Source organism: Ornithinimicrobium sp. F0845 (genome assembly GCF_023015765.1).
GTDB lineage: Bacteria > Actinomycetota > Actinomycetes > Actinomycetales > Dermatophilaceae > Ornithinicoccus.
In genome coordinates, this window is record NZ_JALKAL010000002.1 from 408,802 (window position 1) to 432,824 (window position 24,023).

General features: G+C 71.3%; 19 protein-coding genes. 7 read left to right on the top strand and 12 right to left on the bottom strand.

The features are described from left to right. Window positions 1-121 precede the first annotated feature (121 nt). The gene (locus tag MWU75_RS05175; RefSeq protein ID WP_247088696.1) at window positions 122-1,597 is read right to left on the bottom strand and encodes an NAD-dependent succinate-semialdehyde dehydrogenase; all 1,476 of its coding nucleotides are present in this window, start codon (window positions 1,595-1,597) and stop codon (window positions 122-124) included. Window positions 1,598-1,742: 145 nt separating this feature from the next. On the opposite strand from MWU75_RS05175, the gene MWU75_RS05180 reads away from it, so the two are divergent. Beyond that, entirely contained in the window at window positions 1,743-3,002 is a 1,260-nt protein-coding gene (locus MWU75_RS05180; protein WP_247088698.1) for an aminotransferase class III-fold pyridoxal phosphate-dependent enzyme, read from the top strand. Window positions 3,003-3,050: 48 nt separating this feature from the next. On the opposite strand, the gene mrdA is transcribed toward MWU75_RS05180, so the two are convergent. The 5 genes from mrdA to MWU75_RS05205 all read right to left on the bottom strand — a co-directional run bounded on the left by mrdA (window position 3,051) and on the right by MWU75_RS05205 (window position 9,249). Continuing rightward, a complete protein-coding gene (gene mrdA / locus MWU75_RS05185; protein ID WP_247088700.1) occupies window positions 3,051-5,096 on the bottom strand; it encodes a penicillin-binding protein 2 in 2,046 nt (681 codons plus the stop codon). A 67-nt stretch (window positions 5,097-5,163) separates the two neighbouring features. Beyond that, on the bottom strand, window positions 5,164-5,655 hold the full coding sequence (gene mreD / locus MWU75_RS05190; RefSeq protein ID WP_247088702.1) for a rod shape-determining protein MreD: 492 nt from the start codon (window positions 5,653-5,655) through the stop codon (window positions 5,164-5,166). Continuing rightward, the gene (gene mreC, locus MWU75_RS05195; protein WP_247088704.1) at window positions 5,652-6,488 is read right to left on the bottom strand and encodes a rod shape-determining protein MreC; all 837 of its coding nucleotides are present in this window, start codon (window positions 6,486-6,488) and stop codon (window positions 5,652-5,654) included. The genes mreD and mreC overlap by 4 nt, the downstream gene beginning before the upstream one ends. A gap of 4 nt (window positions 6,489-6,492) precedes the next feature. Continuing rightward, a complete protein-coding gene (locus tag MWU75_RS05200; RefSeq protein ID WP_247088867.1) occupies window positions 6,493-7,515 on the bottom strand; it encodes a rod shape-determining protein in 1,023 nt (340 codons plus the stop codon). Window positions 7,516-8,100: 585 nt separating this feature from the next. Then, a complete protein-coding gene (locus MWU75_RS05205; RefSeq protein WP_247088706.1) occupies window positions 8,101-9,249 on the bottom strand; it encodes a 6-phosphofructokinase in 1,149 nt (382 codons plus the stop codon). A gap of 140 nt (window positions 9,250-9,389) precedes the next feature. Here MWU75_RS05205 and MWU75_RS05210 point away from each other — a divergent pair, with 140 nt between their 5' ends. Together MWU75_RS05210 and MWU75_RS05215 are read left to right on the top strand one after the other, a co-directional pair. Further along, a complete protein-coding gene (locus tag MWU75_RS05210; protein ID WP_247088708.1) occupies window positions 9,390-9,995 on the top strand; it encodes a TetR/AcrR family transcriptional regulator in 606 nt (201 codons plus the stop codon). Between the two features lie 28 nt (window positions 9,996-10,023). Beyond that, a complete protein-coding gene (locus MWU75_RS05215) occupies window positions 10,024-11,064 on the top strand; it encodes an alpha/beta hydrolase (protein ID WP_247088711.1) in 1,041 nt (346 codons plus the stop codon). Here the strand turns inward: MWU75_RS05215 and MWU75_RS05220 are convergent. Further along, window positions 11,002-12,816, bottom strand: a complete 1,815-nt coding sequence (locus tag MWU75_RS05220; protein WP_348647738.1) for an alkaline phosphatase D family protein — start codon at window positions 12,814-12,816, stop codon at window positions 11,002-11,004. The genes MWU75_RS05215 and MWU75_RS05220 overlap by 63 nt on opposite strands. A 108-nt stretch (window positions 12,817-12,924) precedes the next feature. Here MWU75_RS05220 and MWU75_RS05225 point away from each other — a divergent pair, with 108 nt between their 5' ends. Beyond that, window positions 12,925-14,952: an MDR family MFS transporter gene (locus MWU75_RS05225; RefSeq protein WP_247088713.1), complete on the top strand. Its 2,028-nt coding sequence runs from the start codon at window positions 12,925-12,927 to the stop codon at window positions 14,950-14,952. Between the two features lie 12 nt (window positions 14,953-14,964). Here the strand turns inward: MWU75_RS05225 and ndk are convergent, their stop codons facing one another. The 5 genes from ndk to ileS form a co-directional block, all read right to left on the bottom strand. Further along, a complete protein-coding gene (gene ndk, locus MWU75_RS05230; protein WP_247088715.1) occupies window positions 14,965-15,396 on the bottom strand; it encodes a nucleoside-diphosphate kinase in 432 nt (143 codons plus the stop codon). A gap of 151 nt (window positions 15,397-15,547) precedes the next feature. Beyond that, window positions 15,548-16,378, bottom strand: a complete 831-nt coding sequence (locus MWU75_RS05235) for an undecaprenyl-diphosphate phosphatase (RefSeq protein ID WP_247088717.1) — start codon at window positions 16,376-16,378, stop codon at window positions 15,548-15,550. Next, window positions 16,378-16,842, bottom strand: coding sequence for a DUF4233 domain-containing protein (locus tag MWU75_RS05240; protein ID WP_247088719.1), 465 nt, complete (start codon window positions 16,840-16,842; stop codon window positions 16,378-16,380). The genes MWU75_RS05235 and MWU75_RS05240 overlap by 1 nt, the downstream gene beginning before the upstream one ends. Then, window positions 16,839-18,221 carry a folylpolyglutamate synthase/dihydrofolate synthase family protein gene (locus MWU75_RS05245; RefSeq protein WP_247088721.1) on the bottom strand — a complete coding sequence of 461 codons (1,383 nt, stop codon included), beginning with the start codon at window positions 18,219-18,221 and terminating at the stop codon, window positions 16,839-16,841. The genes MWU75_RS05240 and MWU75_RS05245 overlap by 4 nt, the downstream gene beginning before the upstream one ends. Continuing rightward, window positions 18,218-21,616, bottom strand: coding sequence for an isoleucine--tRNA ligase (gene ileS / locus MWU75_RS05250; protein WP_247088869.1), 3,399 nt, complete (start codon window positions 21,614-21,616; stop codon window positions 18,218-18,220). The genes MWU75_RS05245 and ileS overlap by 4 nt, the downstream gene beginning before the upstream one ends. 363 nt (window positions 21,617-21,979) lie before the next feature. Here ileS and MWU75_RS05255 point away from each other — a divergent pair, with 363 nt between their 5' ends. From MWU75_RS05255 to MWU75_RS05265, 3 genes are read left to right on the top strand one after another with little or no spacing between them, the layout of a single operon-like run. Further along, entirely contained in the window at window positions 21,980-22,237 is a 258-nt protein-coding gene (locus MWU75_RS05255; RefSeq protein WP_247088723.1) for a type II toxin-antitoxin system VapB family antitoxin, read from the top strand. Then, the gene (locus MWU75_RS05260) at window positions 22,234-22,626 is read left to right on the top strand and encodes a type II toxin-antitoxin system VapC family toxin (RefSeq protein WP_247088724.1); all 393 of its coding nucleotides are present in this window, start codon (window positions 22,234-22,236) and stop codon (window positions 22,624-22,626) included. The genes MWU75_RS05255 and MWU75_RS05260 overlap by 4 nt, the downstream gene beginning before the upstream one ends. 31 nt (window positions 22,627-22,657) lie before the next feature. Then, entirely contained in the window at window positions 22,658-24,010 is a 1,353-nt protein-coding gene (locus MWU75_RS05265) for an FAD-linked oxidase C-terminal domain-containing protein (protein ID WP_247088725.1), read from the top strand. Window positions 24,011-24,023 lie beyond the last annotated feature (13 nt).

Consider the following 24,023-nt stretch of genomic DNA (forward strand, 5'->3'; position numbering starts at 1 on the left):
AATTTTCGTAGTGGTTTCGCTGCTCGACCCCGCATTCTTGCAGGGCTTTTGCAGGCGGCCCCACCTGCATGACCGCTACCAAAATGCGGGCGGCAGCAGCAAAACCCCTGAGAAAATGGGGTCAGGCGAGGGCGATGCCGATGTACTTGGTCTCCAGGAACTCCTCGATGCCGGTGTCGCCGCCCTCGCGGCCCAGGCCGGACTCCTTGACTCCCCCGAACGGCGCCGCCGGGTTGGAGACCACGCCCTGGTTGAGGCCGACCATGCCGGTCTCCAGCGCCTCGGCCACCCGCAGCGAGCGGCGCAGGTCGTTGGTGAAGACATAGGCGACCAGACCGTATGGCGTGTCGTTGGCGGCGGCGATGACCTCCTCCTCGGTGGAGAACGGCGTGATCGCCGCGACCGGTCCGAAGATCTCCTCGCTTCCCATCCGTGCCTCCCGCGAGACGTCGGTGAGCACCGTGGGGGTGAAGAAGTAGCCCTCGCCCTCCGGGGCGGACCCGCCGGTGACCACCCGCGCCCCGCGGTCCACTGCGTCGGCGACCAGCTCGGTGACCTTGTCCTGGGCCGCCTGGTCGATGAGCGGGCCGACCCGGACGCCGTCCTCGGTGCCGCGACCCACCGGCATACCGCCCATCTGCTCGGCCAGCTTCTGGCCGAACTCCTCGGCGACCGACTCGTGGACGTAGATCCGGTTGGCCGCGGTGCAGGCCTCACCCATGTTGCGCATCTTGGCGGCGAGCGCACCGGAGACCGCCTCGTCCAGGTCGGCGTCCTCGAAGACGATGAAGGGTGCGTTGCCGCCCAGCTCCATCGAGGTGCGCAGCACCTTGTCCGCGCACTGCTCCAGCAGGATCTTGCCCACCTTGGTCGAGCCGGTGAAGGAGAGCTTGCGGGCGCGGCCGGAGCGGATCAGCGGCTCCATCACCTCGCCGGAGCGCTGGGCGGTCACGATGTTGACCACGCCCTCGGGAAGCCCCGCCTCGATGAGGATCTGGCCGAGGGCCAGCATGGACAGCGGCGTCTGGTGGGCGGGCTTGATGACGCTGGTGCAGCCCGCCGCGATCGCCGGGCCGATCTTGCGGGTGCCCATCGCCATGGGGAAGTTCCAGGGCGTGATGAGCAGGCAGGGGCCGACCGGCTGCTTGGCGATGAGGAAGCGGGCGCCGCCGGCGGGGGCGGTCTGGTAGCCACCGCTGATCCGGGTCGCCTCCCCGGCGAAGTGCCGGAAGAACTCCGCGGCGTAGGTGATCTCGCCCTTGGCCTCGGCGAGCGGCTTGCCCATCTCGAGGGTCATCAGCAGGGCGAGGTCGTCAATCCGCTCGTGCAGCAGCTCGAACGCCCGGGTGAGGATGTCGGAGCGCTCCCGGGGCGGCATGGCGGCGAAGTCGGCCTGGGCGGCGACCGCCGCGTCGAGTGCCGCGACACCGTCGGCGGGGCTGGCGTCGGCCACCGTGCACAGGACCCGGCCGGTGGACGGGTCGATCACCTCGAACGTGGCCCCGGCCTCGGCGTCGCGCCACTCACCGCCGACGAGCAGCTGGGTGGGCACCGCCTCCAGCACCGCTGCCTCCCGATCCACCTCGTGGGCACTCATCCAGGACTCCTTCCGGGGGGTGTGACTGGGCGACTCCCAGGCTACGGGGGCCTGGTCCCAGGCATGCGATACGCTGATTGTCGACAATCTAACACGCTCTCCCGGTCCCGCTCGGCGCCGTGGAGGAGCAATCCGAGGAGGACTCATGGCTGAACTGTCACCTGTGCTCAAGCAGGCCACGCCCGTCGTCGCGACGCGGGGCGAGGGCGTCTACCTGTATGACGCGGACGATCGCCGATACCTTGACTTCACCGCTGGCATCGGGGTCACAAGCACCGGCCACTGCCACCCCAAGGTCGTCGCCGCCGCGCAGGAGCAGGTCGGAAAACTGATCCACGGGCAGTACACCACCGTCATGCACGAGCCGCTCCTCAAGCTGGTCGACCGCTTAGGTGAGGTCCTCCCCGAGGGGCTGGACCGGATGTTCTTCGCCAACTCCGGCTCCGAGGCCGTCGAGGCAGCGCTCCGCCTGGCCCGGCAGGCGACCGGCCGACCCAACATCGTCGTCTTCCACGGTGGCTTCCACGGCCGTACGGTGGCCGCAGCCTCCCTGACCACGTCAGGCACCAAGTTCCGCTCCGGGTTCTCCCCCCTGATGGCCGGCGTCCAGGTCTCCCCTTTCCCCGACCCCGGCCACTTCGGCTGGTCCCAGGAGGAGACCACGGAGTTCGCCCTGAAGCAGCTCGACTACACGCTGCAGACCCTCACCTCCCCCCAGGACACGGCCGCCTTCCTCGTCGAGCCGGTGCTCGGCGAGGGCGGCTACGTCCCGGCCAACACCGAGTTCTTCGCGGGCCTGCGGGAGCGCGCGGACAAGCACGGCATCCTGCTCGTCGTCGACGAGGTGCAGACCGGATGGGGCCGGACCGGCAAGTTCTGGGGCGGCGACCACTTCGATGCCCGCGCCGACATCCTGATCACCGCCAAGGGGCTGGCCTCCGGGTTCCCGCTCTCGGGGATCGCCGCCTCCAACGTCCTGATGGAGAAGGCCTGGCCGGGCTCCCAGGGTGGGACCTACGGCGCCAACGCCGTCGCCTGCGCCGCGGCCCTGGCCACCCTGGACGTCATCCAGGAGGAGGGCCTGGTCGAGAACAGCGCTACGCGCGGCAAGCAGCTCAGGGCCGCACTGGACGAGGTCGCGGCGCGGCACCCCCAGATCACCGACGTGCGGGGGCTCGGTCTTATGATCGCCAACGAGTTTCGGGACGAGCACGGCGCACCCGACGGCGCGACCTCCGCTGCTGTGCAGCAGGAGGCCGCCAAGCGCGGACTCCTCCTGCTCAACAACGGTGCCTGGGGCCAGTGCGTGCGCTTCATCCCGGCCCTCGTGGTCGGCGAGCAGGACGTCGCAGAGGCCGCGGGCATCTGGGGCGAGGCCGTCGCGGCCGTGCTTGACGGCCGCTGACCCCGCAGCTGCCTCCCCGTGTTCGCAGCCTGACGGGCGTGATGTGCCCTACTGCCCCGCGATGGCGTCCCAGATCCGCCGGGCCGCAGGCGCGGCGATGTCCCCGCCGATCCCGCCCTGCTCGATGACCACCACCACGGCATACTGCGGGTCGGTGGTCGGGCCGTAAGAGGCATACCAGGCCGTCGACCGCTCCCCGAACGACTCGGCAGAGCCCGTCTTGCCGGCCACCGGGTAGGCCTCCAGGTCGAAGGTCGCGAAGGCCGGCACACCGGTGCCGTTGGTGTTGACCCCCGCGAGGCCGGATCGCACGATCTCCAGGACCTCCGGCTCCAGCCCGACCTCGCCGGAGGCCACGGGGGCGAGGTCATCCACCAGCTCACCGGCCGGCGTGCGGACCTCGTCCACCACCTGGGGCTCCCAGAGGGTGCCGCCGTTGGCGATCGCGGCGTAGACCACGGCCAGCTGCAGCGGTGTGACGGCCACGTCCCCCTGGCCGATCGAGAAGTTCACCGCGTCCCCCGGGCGGTACTGCCAGCCGTCGGCGCAGTTCTCGCGGGCCAGCTGCTCGAGGAACTCCCGTCGTTCCTGGTCGGTCTCCTCGGGGTAGCCGGTCTCGGCACGGGCACAGCTGTCCTCGCGCGTCGCCTCCCAGTAGGCACGCTTCCACTCGCGACCGGGCACCACCCCGGAGGTCTCCCCCGGCAGGTCCACCCCGGTGCGCTGCCCCAGCCCGAACTGCTCGGAGGTGATCACCCAGGGATCGGTGAGGTCGCTCTCCTGGGCCAGCCCGCCCTGGGCCCGCCACTCGTCGTAGGCCCATCCGTAGAACACCGTGTCGCAGGAGACCTCCATGATCCGTTGCAGGCTGAGCGGCCCGTGCGCCCGCGACTCGTAGTTCGTGAAGCGTCGGCCCCCGATGTCCACCGCGCCGGGGCAGGCGTACTCCTGGTCCGGGTCGACCCCTGTGGCCAGGGCGGCGGGCAGCGAGATCACCTTGAACGTCGAGGCGGGCGGGAAGGTCTCCGACACGACCCGGTTGACCAGCGGCTGCCCGGAGGCGTCGCTGGTGAGGGCGTCATACTGCGCCTGGGTCACCCCGGTGGTCCAGATCGAGGGATCGTATGTCGGGTGGCTGGCGGCGGCGACCACCCCACCGGTGCGCACGTCGAGCACCACCGCGGCGGCGGACTCCGCCGGCCATCCCTGGGCCCGGGAGATGCGCACCGTGCCGGCCAGGGTCCGCTCCACCTCGGCCTGCAGGTCGGCGTCGAGGTGGGTCACCAGGTCGTGACCGCTCACCGGGTCGGAGTGGTCCAGCTGACCGGTGACGACGCCGCGCGGGTCGATGGTGACGGTGGTCCGGCCGGAGGTGCCGCGCAGCTGGGCGTCGTAGGTCGCCTCGAGCCCGGCCCGACCGAGCAGGTCCTCCGCTGCGAGGTCGTCCCGGGCACTGACCTCCTCCTGGGTGGGCCGCCCGAGGTAGCCCAGCAGGTGGGCGGCGTTCACCGAGGTCTCGGGGTACGTGCGCACCGGCCGGGTGTCGATGGCGATGCCGGGGAAACGCTCGGGGCGCTCCAGGACGGCCAGGGCCGCCACCGGGTCGACGTCGAAGGCGATCGGGATCGGCTGGTAGGGCGAGCCGGAGAAGCAGGACGGGACAGGCGGGGCACCCTCCGTCCCGCAGAGCCGGGTCCGTCCCCACAGCGACTCGACCGGGAGGTCGAGCTCGAGGGCCACCTGCTCGATGAGGGCACGGCCCTCGTCGTCGGACTCCAGCAGGACACGCGGGTCGACGGTCACGACCGTCGTCGGTGCGTTGGCCACCAGCAGGGTGCCGTCGGCGGCGAGGATCCGCCCGCGCAGCGCCGGCTCGGTCACCACGCGGGTGCTCACGTCGGCCGCCTGGACGGCGAGCTGCTCGTGGTTGACCACCTGCAGGTCGAACAGCCGCCCGGCCAGCACCGTGCCCAGCAGCAGCGCGACGGCCAGCAGCCCCCACAGCGGGCGCACGGACCGGTGCCGCCGGGCCGCCGGCGGGCTGGTCTGCGGGCGCGGCACCCGGACCTGGGTCCGCCCGGTGCGCCGACTCATGCGCACCGACCGACCCGGCTCACGCCCACCCGCCCGACCCGGCTCATGCCCACCCGGCCGACCCGGCTCATGCCCATCCCCGGCTCAGCAGGAAGCGCTCGACGCCGATCAGCACGGGGAGCACCAGCAGCGCGAAGAGGGCGGTGGCCGCGACCGACCAGAGGAGGTCGACGGGGTGCGCGACACCGACGCCCGCCGCCGCGGTGAGGCCGCGCACCAGCTGGATCACCACGGCCCCGCCCACGGCGGCGATCCACGGCACCAGCGGTGAGGCAGGTGCCCACCTCCGGGCGGCACCCACGAGCGCCCCGGCGAGCGCGTAGCTCAGGGCCCCTGCACCCAGCGGTTCGCCACCGGGCGGGACCAGGTCGACCAGCCAGCCACCGGCCAGCCCGACCAGGGCACCGGTCACGGGTCCGTGCATCAGGGCGGCCGCCGCCACGACGAGCACGACCAGGTCCGGGCGGCCGGGCATCCCGCTGGGGAACAGGGTCGGGGCGAGCACGGCCACGAGCAGCAGCACCGTGCGGGCGCCGATCACGGGGAGCGTGGCGATCATCGGACCTCCTCCCCGAGCAGGACCACCGCGACGAGGTCGAGGGAGTCCCCGTCCACGAACGGCTCGACGACGGCGGTCCTGCCCAACTGGCCCCGGTCGGGGTCGACGGAGGTGACGGTCCCGAGCGGGATCCCGGCGACATAGGGGATGGAGTCCGGGCTGCCGAGCGTGGTGACGGGGTCTCCCACCGAGATCATGCTGTCGCCCACGGCCGTCAGGGTGAGCTGGCCGGAGGCGCGGGCCGGGAGCCCCGGAGCGGGTCGACCGTCGACGGAGCCGAGGGCTCCCTCGTCGCCGAAGCGCACCCCGACGACCACGTCCGAGCCCCCGAGCAGCACCACGTCGGCGCTGGTGGGCGCGGTGCGGACCACCCGCCCGACCAGACCGTCGGAGCTGACCACCGTCTGGTCAGTCCGGACGCCGTCGAGCTCACCGGCGTCGATCGTGACGGTGCGGCCACCGACCGGTGTGCTGCCGGAGGAGAAGCCGACCACGCGGGCCGGGAGCAGCTCGTGACCGCCCCAGCCCGCCGCGGCCCGCTCCAGCTCGGTGAGCTGCCCGGACGTGCGCAGCTCGGCCTCCAGCTCCTTAACCCGGGCGTCGAGCGCGTCCCGCTCGCGGGTGACCTCGGTGAGCCGGTCGTCGGTCCACCCGGTCATCGCGGCCTGGACCGGGGCGAACACCGTGGCTGCGCTCCGGCGCACCGGTGCGGTCACGGCCGGGCGGGCCAGGTCCACCAGGAGCACACAGACAGTGAGCCCGACGAGAGCGGTGAGGAGGACCTGCGTGGCCCGCGCGCCGCTGAGTCGCGGCAGGAGGCGGCGGCGCGTCATCGGCTCAGGCCCGACGCGGGGTGACCAGGACCCGCTCGAGGGCGGTGAAGTCGTCGACGCAGGCCCCCGCTCCGCGGATGACCGCACGGGCCGGCTCGTCGGCGACCAGGACCTTCACACCGAGCTCACGGTGCAACCGCTCGTCGACGCCGCGGAGCAGCGCGCCCCCGCCAGCGAGCACGACGCCGTGGTCGAGCACGTCGCCGGACAGCTCCGGCGGGCAGACGTCGAGCACGGCCTTGACCACGTCGACGATCTGCAGCACCGCCGGCTCGATCATCCGCCGGACCTCGGTGGAGGTCAGCGTCACCGTCCTGGGCAGGCCGGTGGTGACGTCCCGGCCGCGGACCCGCTTCTCCAGCTCCTCGGACAACGGGTACGCCGAGCCGATGCTCACCTTGATGTCCTGCGCCGAGCGCTCCCCCAGGAGCAGATCGTGGGCCTCGCGGACGCCGGTGACGATCGCCTCGTCCACCTGGTCGCCCCCGACCCGCAGGCTGCGGGCGTTGACGATGCCGCCGAGGCTGATCACGGCGACCTCTGTCGTCCCGGCGCCGATGTCGACGATCATGCTGGCCGTCGCGTCGTGCACGGGCAGGCCGGCGCCGATCGCGGCGGCCATCGACTCCTCGAGCACGAACACCCGGCGGGCCCCGGAGTGCAGGGCCGCGTCCTCCAGCGCACGGCGCTCCACGGGCGTGACGTTGCTCGGCACGCAGACGACCACGCGTGGTCGCACCAGGCGGGAGATCCGCAGCTGCTGCAGGAAGTGGCCCAGCATCGACTCGGTGAGGTCGCCATCAGTCACCACGCCATCGACGACGGGCCGCACCGTGACCACCTTCGCGGGTGTGCGGCCGAGCATCTCGACGGCGTCCTGCCCCGCGGCGACCAGGCTGCCGGACGCCGAGTCCACCGCGACCAGCGAGGCCTCGTCGAGCACGACGCCCCTGCCCTGCTGGTGGATCAGGGTGGTGCTCGAGCCGAGGTCGAGGGCCAGATCACGCCCCAGCAGACCCCGACCCATGCTCACACGACCGATCCTACGCAGGGAGTCAGGAGATTCCGGGGCGACTGGGCGCACCGTGTTGTGTTCTCAGACCCAGCGAGCGCTAGGGGCGTCGCTCCCGGGGCCACCGAGCGCTCGGGGCGTCGCTCCCGGGGCCGCCGAGCCCTCGGAGTGTCGCTCCAGTGCCGGTGACCGGCTCCACGCGTCGGGCTCCCGCCGCACGGTGTTGTCGGGACGTGGTGTGTGGAGAAAGTTCCAGCGTGTGGCTTTTGAGCCCCCTGGAGGACCAAAAGCCACACGCAGGCACAAAGTCCACACATCGGCGCGGGTGCCTTGCCGCACGTGATCGACATGCTCGACGACCACAGGCTGCCTCGCGTCGACGGCCTCCCATGGCGGGACGCCCGCGGGCAGCTGCACCTGGACCACCATGAGCGCTCCGAGATTCAGGAGCCGGAGGCCCGCGGTCGGGAGACTCAGGAGCCGGAAGTCCGCGGTCGCGAGGCTCAGGAGCCGGAGGCCCGCGGTCGGGAGACTCAGGACCGAGAGGCTCGCGCGTGCGAGGCCCGGGCGCGGGATCCCAGCGCAGGCCGGCCCCAACGATCAGTAGAGGAACATCGGCTTCCCGCGCACGTGGCGCACGGTCGGCCGGTAGTTCGGCGCGTCATACAGCTCGTCGACGTCCACGCGCTTGACACCCTCGCCGGTGACCGAGATCGGCACGCTGCTGTAGGAGCCGTTGCGCAGTGCGACCATCCGGCCCGTCGAGCCGTCGAGGGCCAGGTCGGCCGCCATCACCGCATAGTTCGTGGCCACCATCAGGTCCAGCGAGTCGGGCGAGCCGGACCGCATCAGGTAGCCCACCTGCTGGTAGACGATGCCCTCGCCGGTCCGCTCCTTGATCAGCTCCCCGGTGAGCTGACCGATGCCGCCGAGCTTGCGGTGACCGTAGGCGTCGGCCTCGCCCGAGAGCATCATCTCCCCGCCGGCCAGGGTCGCCCCCTCCGAGATCGTCACCATCGCGTAGTTCGACGGGTTCTTGGCCTTGTCCGCCATGAGCAGCTCGCAGACCCGGTCGATGTCGAAGGGCACCTCGGGGATCAGCGCCCGGTCCACCCCCGCCAGGTAGGCCGTGATCAGCGACGTCTCCCCCGAGTAGCGGCCGAACAGCTCGACGACCGCGATCCGCTCGTGCGACCCGGTGGAGGTGCGCAGGTTGTGGATGAACTGCACGCCGCGCGTCACCGCCGTGGAGAACCCGATGCAGTAGTCGGTGCCGTTGACGTCGTTGTCCATCGTCTTGGGGATGGCGATCGTCGGCACGCCCTCCTGGTGCATGCGCAGCCCGTAGGAGAGCGTGTCGTCGCCGCCGATCGGGATCAGCACGTCGATGCCCGCGTGCTCGATCACCCTGAGCGCGTGCGCGGTGAGGTCGTGCGGCCCGTCGCCGCTGACCGAGTCGGCCAGGAAGTCCGGCACGTCGGAGGCCTTGACCTTGCCGGGGTTGGTGCGCGAGCTGTGCAGGAAGGTGCCGCCGCTGCGGTCCACCGTGCGCACCGTCACCGGGTCCAGCGGCAGCAGGTTGCGGGCCACGGACTCGGGGTCGTCGGGGTTGGTGCCGAGCAGGCCGCCCCAGCCGCGACGGATGCCGACGACCTCGTGGCCCTCCTCGTGAACCCGGTTGACGACCGCCTTGATGCACGGGTTCAGTCCGGGGACGTCTCCCCCGCCGGTGAGTATGCCGATCCGCACGGTGCTCTGCCTCCTGGCCTTGCGTGGGTGGCCGAGTCGGCCCTGTCACAGCGAGCCTAGCCAGCGAGGGGCTGCGTGAGCCACGCGTGCTCCCACAAACCTCTTGCGCAGAAACGCACGGTCGTGCTTTTATGGGTGTCGTGAGCAAGGGTGAGCAGACGCGCGAGCTGGCGCTGCGCGAGGCGCTGGCGCAGTCCAGCAACGTCGGGCTGCAGGGCATCACCATCGGGGCCCTCGCCGACTCGCTCGGCATGTCCAAGAGCGGACTGTTCGCCCACTTCCGGTCCAAGGAACAGCTGCAGCTCGACGTGCTCGACTTCGCCGGCCGGATGTTCGTCGCCCGCGTGTTCACCCCTGCCCTGGACGTGTCCAGTGGCGAACCACGCCTGACGTTCATCGTCGACCGCTGGCTCGGCTGGGCCGGCTTCGCCGACTACGCGCTGCCGGGCGGCTGCGTCTTCGTCACCGCGGCCCGCGAGTTCGACGACGAGCCGGACGGGCCGGTGCGCGACCTGCTCGTCACCCAGCAGCAGGAGTGGCTCGACACCCTGGCCCAGGTGGTCCGCGGAGGGGTCCGCGAGGGCCACTTCCGCGAGGACGCCGACGTCGACCAGGTCGCCTACGACATCCTCGCGCTGATGCTCGGCTACCACTTCGCGGTGCGCCTGCTCCGGGACGAGCGCGCCGACTCGCGGACCCGGCGCGCCTTCGAGCGACTGCTCGACGACCTGCGCCCGACCAGCTGAACCCCGAAGCACATCGAAGGAGCACTCAATGGCTACCCATAAAAGCACGATCGTTCGTGCTGAACTCCACGCGGCCGTCCCTCCCGGGACACCCACGCCCCGGCCTCCGCGGGCTCCCGCGCTGGTCCGGGCCTTCTTGCGGGTCACCGACCCGGTGGCGCCCGGCCTGTCGGCCCGGGTCGCCGAGGCCCTGTGGTTCCGGCTGTCGCCGACTCCGCGCGGGATCCGGCACCTCGGCACACCTGCGGGCGGGACGCCCTTCACCACCCGGGGCGACGGGCTCGCCGTGCACGGCCGCACCTACGGACCGGAGGGTGCGCCCACGGCCTACCTCGTCCACGGCTGGGCCGGCTGGTGGCAGCAGCTCGCCGCACTGGTCCAGCCGCTCGTGGACGCCGGCTTCCGGGTCGTGGCCTACGACGCACCCAGCCACGGCGACTCCGCCGCCGGCGCCTACGGCCCTCGGTCCAGCCGGGTGATGGAGATGGCCGACGCGTACGCCCTCGTGGTGCGCGACCATGGCCCCGCCGATCTGGTGGTGGCCCACTCCATCGGGGCGATGGCCACCATGTGGGCCGCCGCCCGCGGCACGGGGGCCGGTGCCTACGCCTTCGTGGCCGCGGCCGCCTCGGTGGAGCCGATGCTCCACACGTTCGGCCACACCCTCCACCTGGGTCACCGGACGCGCCGCCGGATGGCCGCCCGCATCGAGCGACGGATCGGCCACCCCTTCGCGGCCTTCGACGTGCCGGACCTGGCGCGGTCTGTCGCCGGCGCCCAGGCTGCACCCAGGCTCCTGGCGGTGCACGACCGGGACGACCGCATGACCCCGGTCAGCGGCTCGGTCGCCATCACGAGGGCCTGGCCAGGTAGCGAGCTGCGGCTCACCGACGGTCTCGGTCACCGCCGGATCCTGAGCCATCCCGAGACCATCGCGCGGGTCGCCTCGTTCGGGTCACACCGGCCGCAGCGGACAGGTGCCCGGACCGGAACGGGCACCCCACTCTCACCGTCGACGGCGCCAGAGCAGCCCCGCCACGCCGAGCCCTGTCGCGCCCAGGACCGCTAGGCGGGCCCAGCGCCGAGAACCGTCCTCCGGGTGCACGTGCGCGACGCCTGGCTCCTGCACGGCGCCGACCGGCGGCAGGTCGAGCTCCACATCGGCGACCAGGGTCAGGTGCGGATCGTCCCCGGCGCCCGGCACGACGCGACCGGCCAGCCAGACGGCGCGCAGGTCCTCACCCTCGATGTCCAGCACGGCGACGTTGTTGTCGAACCACGGTCCTGCCAGGCCGTGCCAGCGCAGGGACGGGTCGGGCACCCGCACCGACCGGGCGAGCAGTGCGCCGACCGGGCGGGCGACGCCGTGCGCGAAGACGGCGAAGACGGCACGCAGCAACCGCGGCATCGGGTTGCGGATCGGCGAGCAGACCAGCTGCAGGATGCGTGAGGCTCCCACCCGCTCGACCTCGGTGACGTAGGAGTGGTGCACGTCGCCGGAGAGGAAGAGCACCGACGCCGGCGCGGCGCCACGCCGCCCGTCGGCCACCTCGGTGACCATCGCCGCGACCCGCTCAAAGGAGTCGTTGAAAGCAGCCCAGTGCTCCAGGTCGAACTCCTGCCGCAGCCACTCCCCGGGTCGCCGCCACCGGGATCCCCAGGCGCCGGCCACCACGGCCTCGTTCCACGCCTCGAGGTGGTGGATCCCGGGCGGTAGCAGGTAGGGCAGGGAGGTCGCCACCACCAGGTGCTCCACGTCGCCGGTGAGCTGCTCGTCGAGCCAGGCCATCTCGGAGGTGTCGAGCATCGCGCGGCGTCCCGGGTCGAGCTGGCGCGCGGCGCGCGAGTCGACGACCACGAGTCGCGAGGCGCCCAGTGGGTGGGTGTAGGACCAGCGGTAGGACAGCGGGTCCCGGTCCGCCCGGTCCGCGAAGTCGTCGACCGCGTCGGTGAGGTCCACCTCCTCCTGCGGCCGCGAAGCCCGACGCCGCTGCAGCTCGACCCAGAGCGGGTCCCGGGCACGAGCCTGCACGGAGAGGTTGCCCAGGTGCTGGTAGACCCAGTAGGACCCCAGCCCGGCGACCACGCGCCCGTGCCACCAGCTCGTCCGGGCCATCTCCTCACGCCAGGCCAACGAGGTATTCCAGTCGTCCCGGATGTCGTGGTCGTCGAAGATCATCAGGCTCGGCAGCCAGGAGAACAGCCAGCGCAGGGCCGGCTCGCTCCAGGCCAGTCGATACAGATGGGCATACTCCTCGAAGTCCGCCAGCTCCTCGCCCGGCCCCTCCTCGAGGCTGCGTCGTGAGGCGATGAACTCGCGCATCGCCGCGCTCGTGGCGTCCGCGTAGACCTGGTCACCCAGGAGCACCAGCAGGTCCGGGGGCACACCGGGAGGCCCGGGGTCCCCGGCCGCGAGCGCCAGACCGTAGGTGCGCAGCGCGTCCACCCCGTGGGTCAGGTGGTGGACCGTGTCGTGCGGCACGCTGGTGCGGCAGGAGCCGAACGCGACCCGCAGCGGCCCCGCGGGCGGCGTGGTCGCCAGCACCGGCGGCGGGAAGGGATCGTCCTCCACCGGCCAGACCACCACGTCGTCGACCAACACCTCGTATGACGCGCGCTCACCCGGCCGCAGGCCGGTCACCTCGACCAGGGCGTAGTGGTGACCGTGGACGCAGAAGGTGGGCGCACGCCATACTGCCTGGCCGTCCCGCCCCGGCAGCCGGACGGCCACCTCGCCGGCCCGGGCGGTCTCCACCCACAGCGCGGCACTGGTCGCCTCGACGTGCCGCACCATCGGCCCCAGGATGAGGGAGGGCTCCACGGGCCCCAGTCTGGTGGGCGAGACCGGTCAGGGCCAACCCCGCTGCCGATAGGATGCGTGCGCCCAGGCCCGGGAGGGAGCATGATGACCGCACCCACGGTATACACCATGACCGCCGAGCACCGCCGGGTCTTCATCGGCCTGATGCTCGGCATGTTCGTCGCCTCGATCAGCCAGACGATCGTCGGGCCCGCAATGCCCCGCATCGTGGCCGAGCTCGGCGGGATGGCCCACTACGCCTGGGTCGCGACCGCGGCCATGTTGGTCTCGGCCATCGTGGTGCCGATCGTCGGCAAGCTCTCCGACATGTTCGGGCGGCGCGAGTTCTATCTGGGCGGCCTGGTCATCTTCATGATCGGCTCGGTCATCTCCGGACTGGCGCCCAACTTCTGGACGCTCGTCGCCGGGCGGGCCGTGCAGGGACTCGGGATGGGCACCCTGATGCCGTTGTCGCAGACGATCATCGGCGACATCATCCCGGCGCGACAGCGCGGCAAGTACCAGGGCCTGATGGGCGCGGTCTTCGGCGTCACCTCCGTGGCCGGGCCGATCGCCGGCGGCTTCATCACCGACGCGTGGGGCTGGCGGTGGCTGTTCTTCGCGGCGCTGCCGCTCGGCGTCGTCGCGGTCTTCATCATCGGGCGGTTCCTTCAGCTCGACCACGAGCCGACCCGGGGCCGCATCGACGTGCTGGGCATCGTGACCCTCACGCCCGCCCTGGTCGCGGTCCTGCTGGCGACCTCGTGGGGCGGCTCGACCTACCCGTGGGGCTCACCGGTCATCGTCGGCCTGCTGGCGGTCGGCGCGGTCCTGCTGGTGGCCTTCGCAGTGGTCGAGACGCGGGCGGAGAACCCCCTGCTTCCGCTGGGCATGTTCCGCAACAGCATCGTCACCTGGTCCAACATCGCGGCGTTCGGCCTGGCGATGGTCATGTTCGGCTCCATCATCTACGTGCCGGTCTTCGCGCAGGGCGTGCTGGGGGTCAATGCCACCGAGTCCGGCCTGATCCTGATGCCGATGATGCTGGGCCTCATCGTCTTCGGCATCGTGGCGGGCTTCCTGATCACCAAAACCGGCCGCTACAAGGAGTTCATGCTGCTCGGCACGGGGCTCGTCGCGGTCGGGCTGTGGATGCTGACCCGGCTGGGGGTCGAGTCCTCGGAGTGGGAGCTGACCGCGGCCATCGCGGTCATGGGCGTCGGCCTCGGCCTGGCCATGCAGCAGTACACCCTGGTCGTGCAGAACGCCGTGCCCCGCGCGGCCCTCGGGGTCACCACGGCGACCCTGCAGTTCTTCCGCAACGTGGGCAACACGGTCGGCATCGCCATCTTCGGGTCGGTGATGACCGCCGGGCTGGCCGGAGCGATCGCCTCGCACCTGCCCGCCGACGTCGTCGACGACCTGGGCGGCGAGCTCGAGGGCATCGACGCCGGGGCCGCGCTGGACCCCGCCGCCACGGCTGGCCTGCCGCCGGAGGTGCTCGCCGCGATCCGCGCGGGCCTGTCCGACCAGCTGCACGACGTCTTCCTGCTGGGGCTGCCGATCATGGTGGTGGTCTTCCTGGCCACCCTCGGCATCCGGCCGATCCCGCTGCGGGACACCGTGCACACCGTGGAGGAGGCCCAGCGGGAGTACCTCGACACCATGGCGCACGGCGCCCCGGCCGAGACCTATGTGCCCGGGCTGCGCCACGAGGACGTCGGGGCCCGGACGCGCGAGCGGGTGCTCGGGATCGAGCTCGCACTGCTGTCCCGGCAGGCCGGGCAGGAGGACCGTCCGTTCCTGACCAGGGCGGTCGCCGAGCTGGGTGAGGGTGATCTGGAGCGCGGTCGCCAGATGCTGCACCGCGCGGCGCTGATGCTCACCAGCGACGACGAGCAGGAGGCCGCCCGGGCCGAGCAGTTCGCGGTCGAGCTGTGCCGCCGGGCAGCCGCCTCAGGAGGTCTGCTGAGCCCGGAGCTTCGCCAGGACCTGGCCGTGCGGGCCGCCGAGCGCAGCCGCGAGGAGGTGCTCTCGATGATCGAGCCCACCGTGGCCGAACGGCACACTGCCGTCGACATCGCCCAGGTGCGTCAGGCCGCCAGCGAACTGGCGACCGCACTCCTGGTCGATCTGGCGCCGGAGCCCGAGGACTGACCGGTCTTTCCGTCAGGCCAGCTCGGGGAACCAGATGCCGATCTCGCGTGTGGCGGACTCCGCGGAGTCCGAGCCGTGCACGATGTTCTGCTGGACCTTCAGGCCCCAGTCGCGCCCCAGGTCGCCACGGATCGTGCCGGGCAGCGCGGCGGTCGGGTCGGTGGCACCGGCCAGCGCCCGGAACCCGGCGATGCAGCCGTGACCCTCGATGACTGCCGCGGTCACGGGGCCGGAGGACATGAACTCGACCAGCGGCTCGTAGAACGGCTTGCCCTCGTGCTCGGCATAGTGGGTCGCCAGCTGCTCGGCTGTCGGGGTGGTCACCGCCAGCGCGACCAGGGTGTAGCCCTTGGCCTCGATCCGGCGCAGCACCTCCCCGCTGAGACCGCGACGGTAGCCGTCGGGCTTGACCAGGACCAGGGACCGTTCGATCTGCTCGCTCACGGCGCCCACCCTACCTATCCATCTCCGCTGACCGGGCGCGCGGTCTCGCGTTCACCAGCGGCACCGGGGGCACGGCGGGGCGACCACCGGCCCCACTGGACGCGCGTCGTGTGGCAGGACCGCCCGGCACACTGCCTGAGCACGCGCCTGGTCAGGCCACGAGCACACCGGTGCCCAGCAGCGCGAACAGCACGAGCGCGAGCACGATGCGGTAGATCACGAACGGCGTGAAGTTGTGCGTGCTGATGTAGCGCATGAACCAGGCGATGATCGCCAGCGCGACGACGAAGGCGATGGCCGTCGCGACCCAGGTGGGCCCCCACGCCGTCTTCACGCCCTCCTCGGACAGCTTGGCCACCTGGAACAGCCCCGACCCGATGACCGCTGGGATGGCGAGCAGAAAGCTGTAGCGCGCCGCGGTCTCCCGCTTGTAGCCCATGAACAGACCGGCCGCGATCGTCCCGCCGGAGCGGGAGACGCCCGGGACCAGGGCCAGGGACTGCGCGAGCCCATACAGTATGCCGTCGCGCCAGCTGATCTCCCGCAGCCCCTTGGGGTGCTTCACCCGGGCCGCGACCCGGTCGGCGGCGTAGATCACCAGGGCGAAGACCAGCAGCATCGTCGCGGTGAGCCACAGGCTGCGCAGGTCGGTCTCGATGTAGTCCTGCAGGGTGTAGCCGAGGACCCCGATCGGGATCGAGCCGATGATGACCAGCCAGCCCATCCGGGCGTCGGGGTCGTCCCGGGGCACGCGGCCGACCAGGGACTGGGCCCAGTGGCTGATGATCCGCACGATGTCGCGCCAGAAGAAGACGAGGACGGCGGCCTCGGTGCCCAGCTGGCTGATCGCCGTGAAGCCCGCGCCCGGATCGCCCCACCCGAAGAGCTGGCCGACGATCGAGATGTGCGCGCTGGAGCTGATCGGTAGGAACTCGGTGAGCCCCTGGACCAGCCCGAGGACGATCGCCTCGAGATATCCCATCAGGTGGTGTCCTCACGGTCGGTGCGCTCGGTGGGGTGGGGGTCGCGGTCGTCGGGGTGCACGTCGCCGTGCTCGGCGATCCAGTCCCGGGTCATCTGCTCCATACTGGGGCCCTGCACCAGCGCGAGCAGCCACAACGCGCCGAAGAGGACCGCCACGATCGCCATCGGGGTCAACCAGATGGTGCTCAGTGCGGTGAGGCCCAGCACGACCCAGCCGAGGGTCAGTCCCCACGGACGGCGCAGGGAGCCGGCCGCGACGACGGCCAGCAGCGACAGCACGATGCCGCCCACGAACAGCCAGTTGGCCCGGGTCGGGTCACCGCCGTGCGCGAGCTCGAGCTGGCGCCCGACGAGCCCGCCGAAGAACAGGGCGAGCGCCAGCCCGCCGAGGACGATCGAGGCCAGGCGCCGGGTCGCCTGGCCGGCGACGCCGGAGAACCGGAGGTGTCGCAGCCAGCTCACGACGGCCGGTCACCCCGTTGGTCGGCGCCCAGCAGCATCCGGACGTCGGCGACGGTGGTGATCGAACCGGTGGCCAGGACCGCCCCGGACACCCCGCCCTCGTCCGCGAGGCCGGCGGCGAGGTCGAGCGCGTCGGGCAGGTTCGGCACGACCGTGACCCGGTCCTCACCGAACAGCTCGACCGCCATCTCGCCCAGCCGCTCCGGTCGGATCGAGCGCGGAGAGGTGCTGCGGGAGACCACGATGTGGTCCAGCAGGGGCTCCAGGACCTCGAGCATCGATGAGGCGTCCTTCTCCTGGAGCACGGCGACGACGCCGACCAGCCGGTGGAAGGTGAACGATTCGCGGATGGCGTCGGCCATCGCCGCCACCCCGGCCGGGTTGTGCGCGGCGTCGACGATGACCGTGGGGCTGCGCCGCACGATCTCCAGCCGGCCCGGCGAGGTGACGTCGGCGAACGCCGCACGCACCACGTCGGCGTCCAGCGGCTGCTCCCCTCCCCCGACGAACGCCTCGACCGCGGCGACCGCCATCGCCGCGTTGTGCACCTGGTGGGCGCCGAACAGCGGCAGGAAGACGTCGGTGTAGTCACCGGCCAGCCCGCGCAACGACACCAGCTGGCCGCCGACCGCGACCTCGCGCTCCAGCACGCCGTAAGCCAGCCCCTCGACCTGCGCGGCGGCCCCCACCTCGTCGCAGCGCTCCAGCAGCAGCTGCATGACCTCGTCCTCCTGGACGCCGAGCACGGCGATCGCGTCGGACTTGATGATGCCGGCCTTCTCGGTGGCGATGTCGATGATGTTGTCACCGAGCAACCGGGTGTGGTCGATGGCGACCGGCGCGACCACGGCCACCTGACCGTCGGCGACGTTGGTCGCGTCCCACACGCCACCCAGGCCGACCTCGACGACGGCCACGTCGACGGGGGCGTCGGAGAACACGGCGTAGGCCACGATCACCAGCAGCTCGAAGTAGGTGATCCGCGGACCACCCGCGGCCAGGGAGGCCTCGTCGACCATCTGGACGTAGGGCAGCACGTCGTCGTAGGCCGCCAGGAAGCGCTCCTCGTCGATCGGCTCACCGCCGATCGCGATCCGCTCCCGCAGGTCGTGCAGGTGCGGGCTCGTGAACCGGCCGGTCGTCAGCCCCAGCTCGCGCAGCAGGCGCTCGACCATCCGGGTCGTGGAGGTCTTGCCGTTGGTGCCGGTGATGTGCACGAGCCCGAAGGTGTGCTGCGGCTGGCCGAGCAGGTCCATCACCTGAGCGACCCGGTCGAGCGTCGGCTCGACGACGTTCTCCGGCGACCGGGACAGGATCTCCTCGGTCACATGCGCCATCCGCGCCGCGACCTCCGGGTCCACCGCGCGCTTCTTGCTCATCGGGCGTCCACCTTGGTGATGAGCAGCTCGACCTTCCGGCCGCCGTCCAGCTCGGCCGCCGTCGCGTATGACGTGATGCGGGGTTGCGTGCCGCCGTCCGGGTCGGTGCCACCACCGAGGTTGTGTTTCGGCCCCTTGGGCAGCGGCGTGCCCGCCCCGGCCGCGCCGAACTGCACGGCGAGGGTCTCGTCCATCACCAGCTTCTGGTGCTGGGTCGCCGCCTCCCACACGTCGTCGTCGCCGACGACCGTCAGGCTGATCCGGTCGGTGATCTGCAGTCCGGCGTCCTTGCGGGCGCCCTGCACCGCACGCACCAGGTCACGGGCCAGACCCTCGCGGGCCAGGTCCTCGGTCACCTCGGTGTTGAGCACCACGAAGCCACCACCCTGACCGCGCAGCATCGCCGTCGACTGCGACGTGCCGTCGGGAGCCTGCGCGACCACGGTCTCCAGGGAGTACTCCCCCTCGACCAGCTCCAGGCCACCGGCGGTCACCGTGCCGTCCTCGGCCACCGACCAGTCACCGGACTTGGAGCCCTTGATCGCGGTCTGCACGTCCCGGCCCAGGCGCGGCCCTGCCGCGCGCGCGTTGACGGTCAGCTTCTGCTCCACACCGAAGTCTGCCGCCGACGCCTCCGCCAGGTCCAGCACCACCACCTCTCGCACGTTGACCTCGTCACGCACGATGTCAGTCAGTACCGACAGTCCCTGGGGGTGCGCGGTCGCGACGGTCAGCGTGGACAGCGGCAACCGCACCCGCAGGCTCTCGGCCTTGCGCAGACCCAGCGTCACCGAGCACACCTCGCGCGCGGTGTCCATGGCGGCGACCAGGTCGTCGTCGGCGGGCAGGTCCGCGACGTCGGGCCAGTCGGTCAGGTGCACCGACTCACCGCCGGTGAGCCCACGCCATACCTCCTCGGTGGTCAGCGGCAGCAGCGGCGCGGCGACCCGGCAGGTCACCTCGAGCACCGTGTAGAGGGTGTTGAACGCGCCCTGGTCCTCGGCCCAGAAGCGGTTGCGGGAGCCGCGGATGTACCAGTTGGTGAGCACGTCCACGAAGGAGCGCACCGCCTCGCACGCGGTGGCGATGTGGAAGGCGTCCTGGGCCTCCTGCACCTCGGTCACGAAGTCGCGGGTCTTGGCCAGGATGTAACGGTCCATCTCGTGCGTCGACGCCGTCGACCACGTCGCCTCGCGGCCCGCGGCGTTGGCGTAGAGCCCGAAGAAGTAGTAGGCGTTCCACAGCGGGATCAGCACCTGGCGCACCCCGTCGCGGATGCCCTGCTCGGTGACGATCAGGTTGCCGCCGCGCAGGATCGGGCTGGCCATCAGGAACCAGCGCATCGCGTCGGCACCGTCGCGGTTGAAGACCTCCCGCACGTCCGGGTAGTTCTTCAGCGACTTGGACATCTTCTGCCCGTCGCTGCCCAGGACGATGCCGTGGCTGATGCACGTCTCGAAGGCCGGGCGGTCGAACAGCGCGGCGGCCAGGATGTGCATGGTGTAGAACCAGCCGCGGGTCTGCCCGATATACTCCACGATGAAGTCCGCCGGGTAGTGCTGCTCGAACCACTCCGTGTTGTCGAACGGGAAGTGCCACTGCGCGAAGGGCATCGACCCGGAGTCGAACCAGACGTCCAGCACGTCCTCCACGCGGCGCATCGTCGACCGGCCGGTCGGGTCATCGGGGTTGGGCCGGGTCAGCTCGTCGACGAACGGCCGGTGCAGGTCGACGTCGCCCTCGCGGTTGCGCGGCAGCTCGCCGAAGTCGGCCTCGATCTCGGCGAGCGAGCCGTAGACGTCGATCCGTGGGTAGGCCTCGTTGTCCGACTTCCAGACCGGGATCGGGCTGCCCCAGAAGCGGTTGCGCGAGATCGACCAGTCGCGGGCGTTGGCCAGCCACTTGCCGAACTGGCCGTGCTTGACGTGGTCGGGCACCCAGGTGATGTCCTCGTTGGTGCGCAGCATCGTGTCCTTGAACTTCGTCACCTCGACGAACCAGGAGGACACGCCCTTGTAGATCAGGGGTTCGCGGCAGCGCCAGCAGTGCGGGTAGGAGTGGTCGTAGGCCTCGCGCCGCAGCAGCACCGTGCCCTCGGTGACCGAGCCGGTGTCCAGGTCCTCGCCGGCACGGGCCGGGTCCTGCACCCGGGTGGCAGCCTTCAGGTGGTCGATGATCGGCGCGTTGGCGTCGAAGACCAGCATCCCGGCATACTCGTTGACCGGCGCGGTGAAGGCGCCGTCCGCGCCGACCGGCATGACCGCCTCGATGCCCTCGCGGTCGGTGACCACCTTGTCGTCCTCACCGAAGGCACCGGCGGTGTGCACCAGGCCGGAGCCGTCTGTCGTGGTGACGAACTCGGCGACGACCAACCGGTGCGCCCGCTCCCAGCCCACGTAGTAACTGAACGGCGGCGCGTAGGAGCGCCCCGCCAGCTCGGCGCCGGTGTAATGAGCAAGGACCGTCGGGTCTGTGCCTTCGCGCCCCAGCTCGTTCTTGTATGCCGTGAGGCGGGCCTCGGCGAGCAGGTACCGCTCGGTGCGGCCCGTGTGGTCGCTCTCCACCACCACGTAGTCGATGTCCTCGCCGACCATGATCGCCAGGTTGGAGGGCAGCGTCCACGGGGTCGTCGTCCAGACCAGCGCCAGCGCGCCGGTGAGGACGTCGTCGCCCCCGCCCGACGACATACTGCCCTCGCTGGTCTCCTCGGGCAGGATGCGCAGGCCCACCGTCACAGCCGGGTCGCGGCGGACCTGGTAGACCTCCTCGTCCATCCGCAGCTCGTGGTTGGACAGCGGCGTCTGGTCGTTCCAGCAGTAGGGCAGCACGCGGAAACCCTCATAGGCCAGCCCCTTGTCGTAGAGCTGCTTGAACGCCCAGATCACCGACTCCATGTACTCGGTGTTGAGGGTCTTGTAGTCGTTCTCGAAGTCGACCCAGCGAGCCTGACGGGTGACGTACTCGCGCCACTCGTCGGTGTACTGCAGCACCGAGGCACGGCAGGCGGCGTTGAACGTCTCGATGCCGAGCTCGAGGATCTCGTCCTTGGTCTTGATGCCCAGCTGGCTCATAGCCTCCAGCTCGGCCGGCAGCCCGTGGGTGTCCCAGCCGAAGCGGCGCTCGACCCGGCGGCCCCGCATCGTCTGGTAGCGCGGGACGACGTCCTTGACGTAGCCGGTGAGCAGGTGGCCGTAGTGCGGCAGCCCGTTGGCGAAGGGCGGGCCGTCGTTGAAGACGAACTCGTTGGCGCCGTCCTCCCCCGCGTCCCGCTGCTCGACGCTCTTGACGAAGGTGTCGTTCTCCTCCCAGTACGCCAGCACGGCCTGCTCGAGGCTGGGGAAGTCTGGGGCAGGGGTCAGCCCCTGCTTGGCGGTGTCGACCTTGGGGTAGGTCATCTCGGGCGGCTCCTGCTCGGTCGTCAACTCGGCTCCTGCACGAGGACGACGATTGCGCGCCGCGGTACCACCTCGCTTGCCGCGTGCATGCACGCGACCGCTCTGGTCCAGGCTGTGTCGGGCCCACCCGTCCGGTTCTAGTGAGGCACCACGGGGGTATGCCGTGGGGCCTGTTCTTCCGGAGGCTCGCCGGTGATGACGGCTCAGACGCCACCGTCCATGCTAGCCCCATTCTTGGGGAGGTTTTGCACGCCCGAAACCCATTTTCGGGGAGATTCTGCACGCGCGGCTCCCCAGCAGCCAGGGACACCTTCAGGCTGGACGGGAAAGGTACCCGAATACCATGTCCGGTACCATGGGTAGATGGCGATCAACATCAAGAACCCGCACGTGGTCGAGCTGGTGCGCCGCGCCGCACACGCCAGCGGCCGGTCCCAGGTGTCGGTCCTGGAGGAGGCGCTGGAGCGCTATCTGCGCGACCTGGAGCCTCGGGCGAGCAGATCCCCAGACAGGATCGGTGAGATCCTGGCCACCCTCGATGCCGCCATCACCCCGGCCGATGCCGAGGCGATTCGGCTGACCATTGACAGCCTCTACGACGACGAGGGCCTGCCCGCATGATCGTCGACTCCTCCGCCATCGTGGCCGTGTTGCTCGACGAGCCGGAGCGCGGCGCGTTCCTGGAAGCGATCCGCTCAGCACCTCAGGCCGCCATGTCGGCCGTGTCGTGCACAGAGGTCGGTGTGGTGCTCGACGGTCGCCGCAACGGAGTGCTCTCGCGGCAGTATGACGTCCTGCTGGAGGAGCTCGGGGTCACCGTCCTCGATGTCACCGCCGGGCAGGCCCGGGTCGCACGCGAGGCCTACCGCGACTTCGGGCGGGGGTCGGGCCACCCCGCGCGCCTGAACTTCGGCGACTGCTTCAGCTATGCCCTTGCGGCCGAGCGAGACGAGCCGCTCCTGTTCAAGGGCGACGACTTCGGTCACACCGACGTGCGGCGCGCGGTCTGACCCGACGCGGCCTCCGTGGCACAGTGGCCGTATGCCGTCACTCCCCGCGCGCCTGACCGACCGGCTGGTCGCCGACCCGGACGTGGCCCGCACCTACGGCGTCGACCACAGCCCGGGCGCTGTGGCGCCGGAGGACTTCACCGTGGTCCGGGCGCGGGACCGCGCCGACGTCGTCGAGGTGCTGCGGTATGCCGCAGCGCACCGGATCCCCGTCGTGCCCCAGGGTGCGCGGACCGCCACGACCGGGGCCGCCATGGCGATCCAGGGCGGGATCGCACTCAACACCGAGGCCATCGACCACGTCGAGATCGACTCGGTCGAGCGGATCGCGGTGGTGGGCCCGGGAGTGGTGAACGCCGACCTCAAGACCCAGCTCACGGCATACTCCCTGGCCTATCCCCCCGACCCGGCGAGCTCGGACTCCTGCACGATCGGCGGCAACATCGCCACCAACGCGGGCGGGCTGTGCTGCGTGAAGTACGGCGTGACCGCCGACTATGTCCGCGGCCTGGAGGTGGTGCTGCCCGGCGGCGAGGTGATGCGGACGGGTCGCCGGACCGCCAAGGGGGTCACCGGCTATGACCTGACCGGGCTGTTTGTCGGCTCGGAGGGGACGCTCGGCGTGGTGACCGAGGCGGTGCTGCGGCTGATCCCCGCCCCCGACCCGGCGCTGACCGTGCTCGCCGTCTTCGACACCCTCGAGGCGACGATGGCGGGCGTCGCGGCGCTGCGCGAGCAGCGGCACACGCCCAGCCTGGTCGAGCTCCTGGACGGGCCGAGCATCGCCGCGATCCAGGAGTTCGGCGACTACGGCTTCCCCGCCGATGCCGGGGGTGTCCTGCTGGTCCAGTCCGACCGGATCGGTCACGCCCACGACGACGTCCTGCAGTATGCCGAGGCGCTGGCCTCCGCGGGTGCGTCCGACGTCGCGGTGGCTGACGACGCGGTCGAGGCGGACCTGCTGCTGCAGGGGCGGCGCGCGCTGAACCCGGCCCTGGAAGCGCGAGGGTCCAGGGTGATCGAGGACGTGTGTGTCCCGGTCGGGCGGCTCGGCGACCTGGTGCGCAGGGTGCACGAGATCGCCGACCACCACGGGCTCGAGGCCGTCTGCAGCGGCCACGCCGGCGACGGCAATCTGCACCCGTGCTTCTTCTTCGACAAGGACGACCCGGCTCAGGTTGCGGGCGCCCAGGCAGCGTTCGGTGAGACGGTCGAGGCGGCGTGGGCCCTGGGCGGCACGCTCACCGGTGAGCACGGCGTCGGCACGCTGAAGGCTCCCTGGCTGGAGGGCGAGCTCGGCGCGGCGGAGGTCGCCCGGCAGCGTGCCGTCAAGGCGCTGTTCGACCCGCTGGGGATCATGAACCCCGGACGCATCTTCGCCTGAGCACCCATGTAGC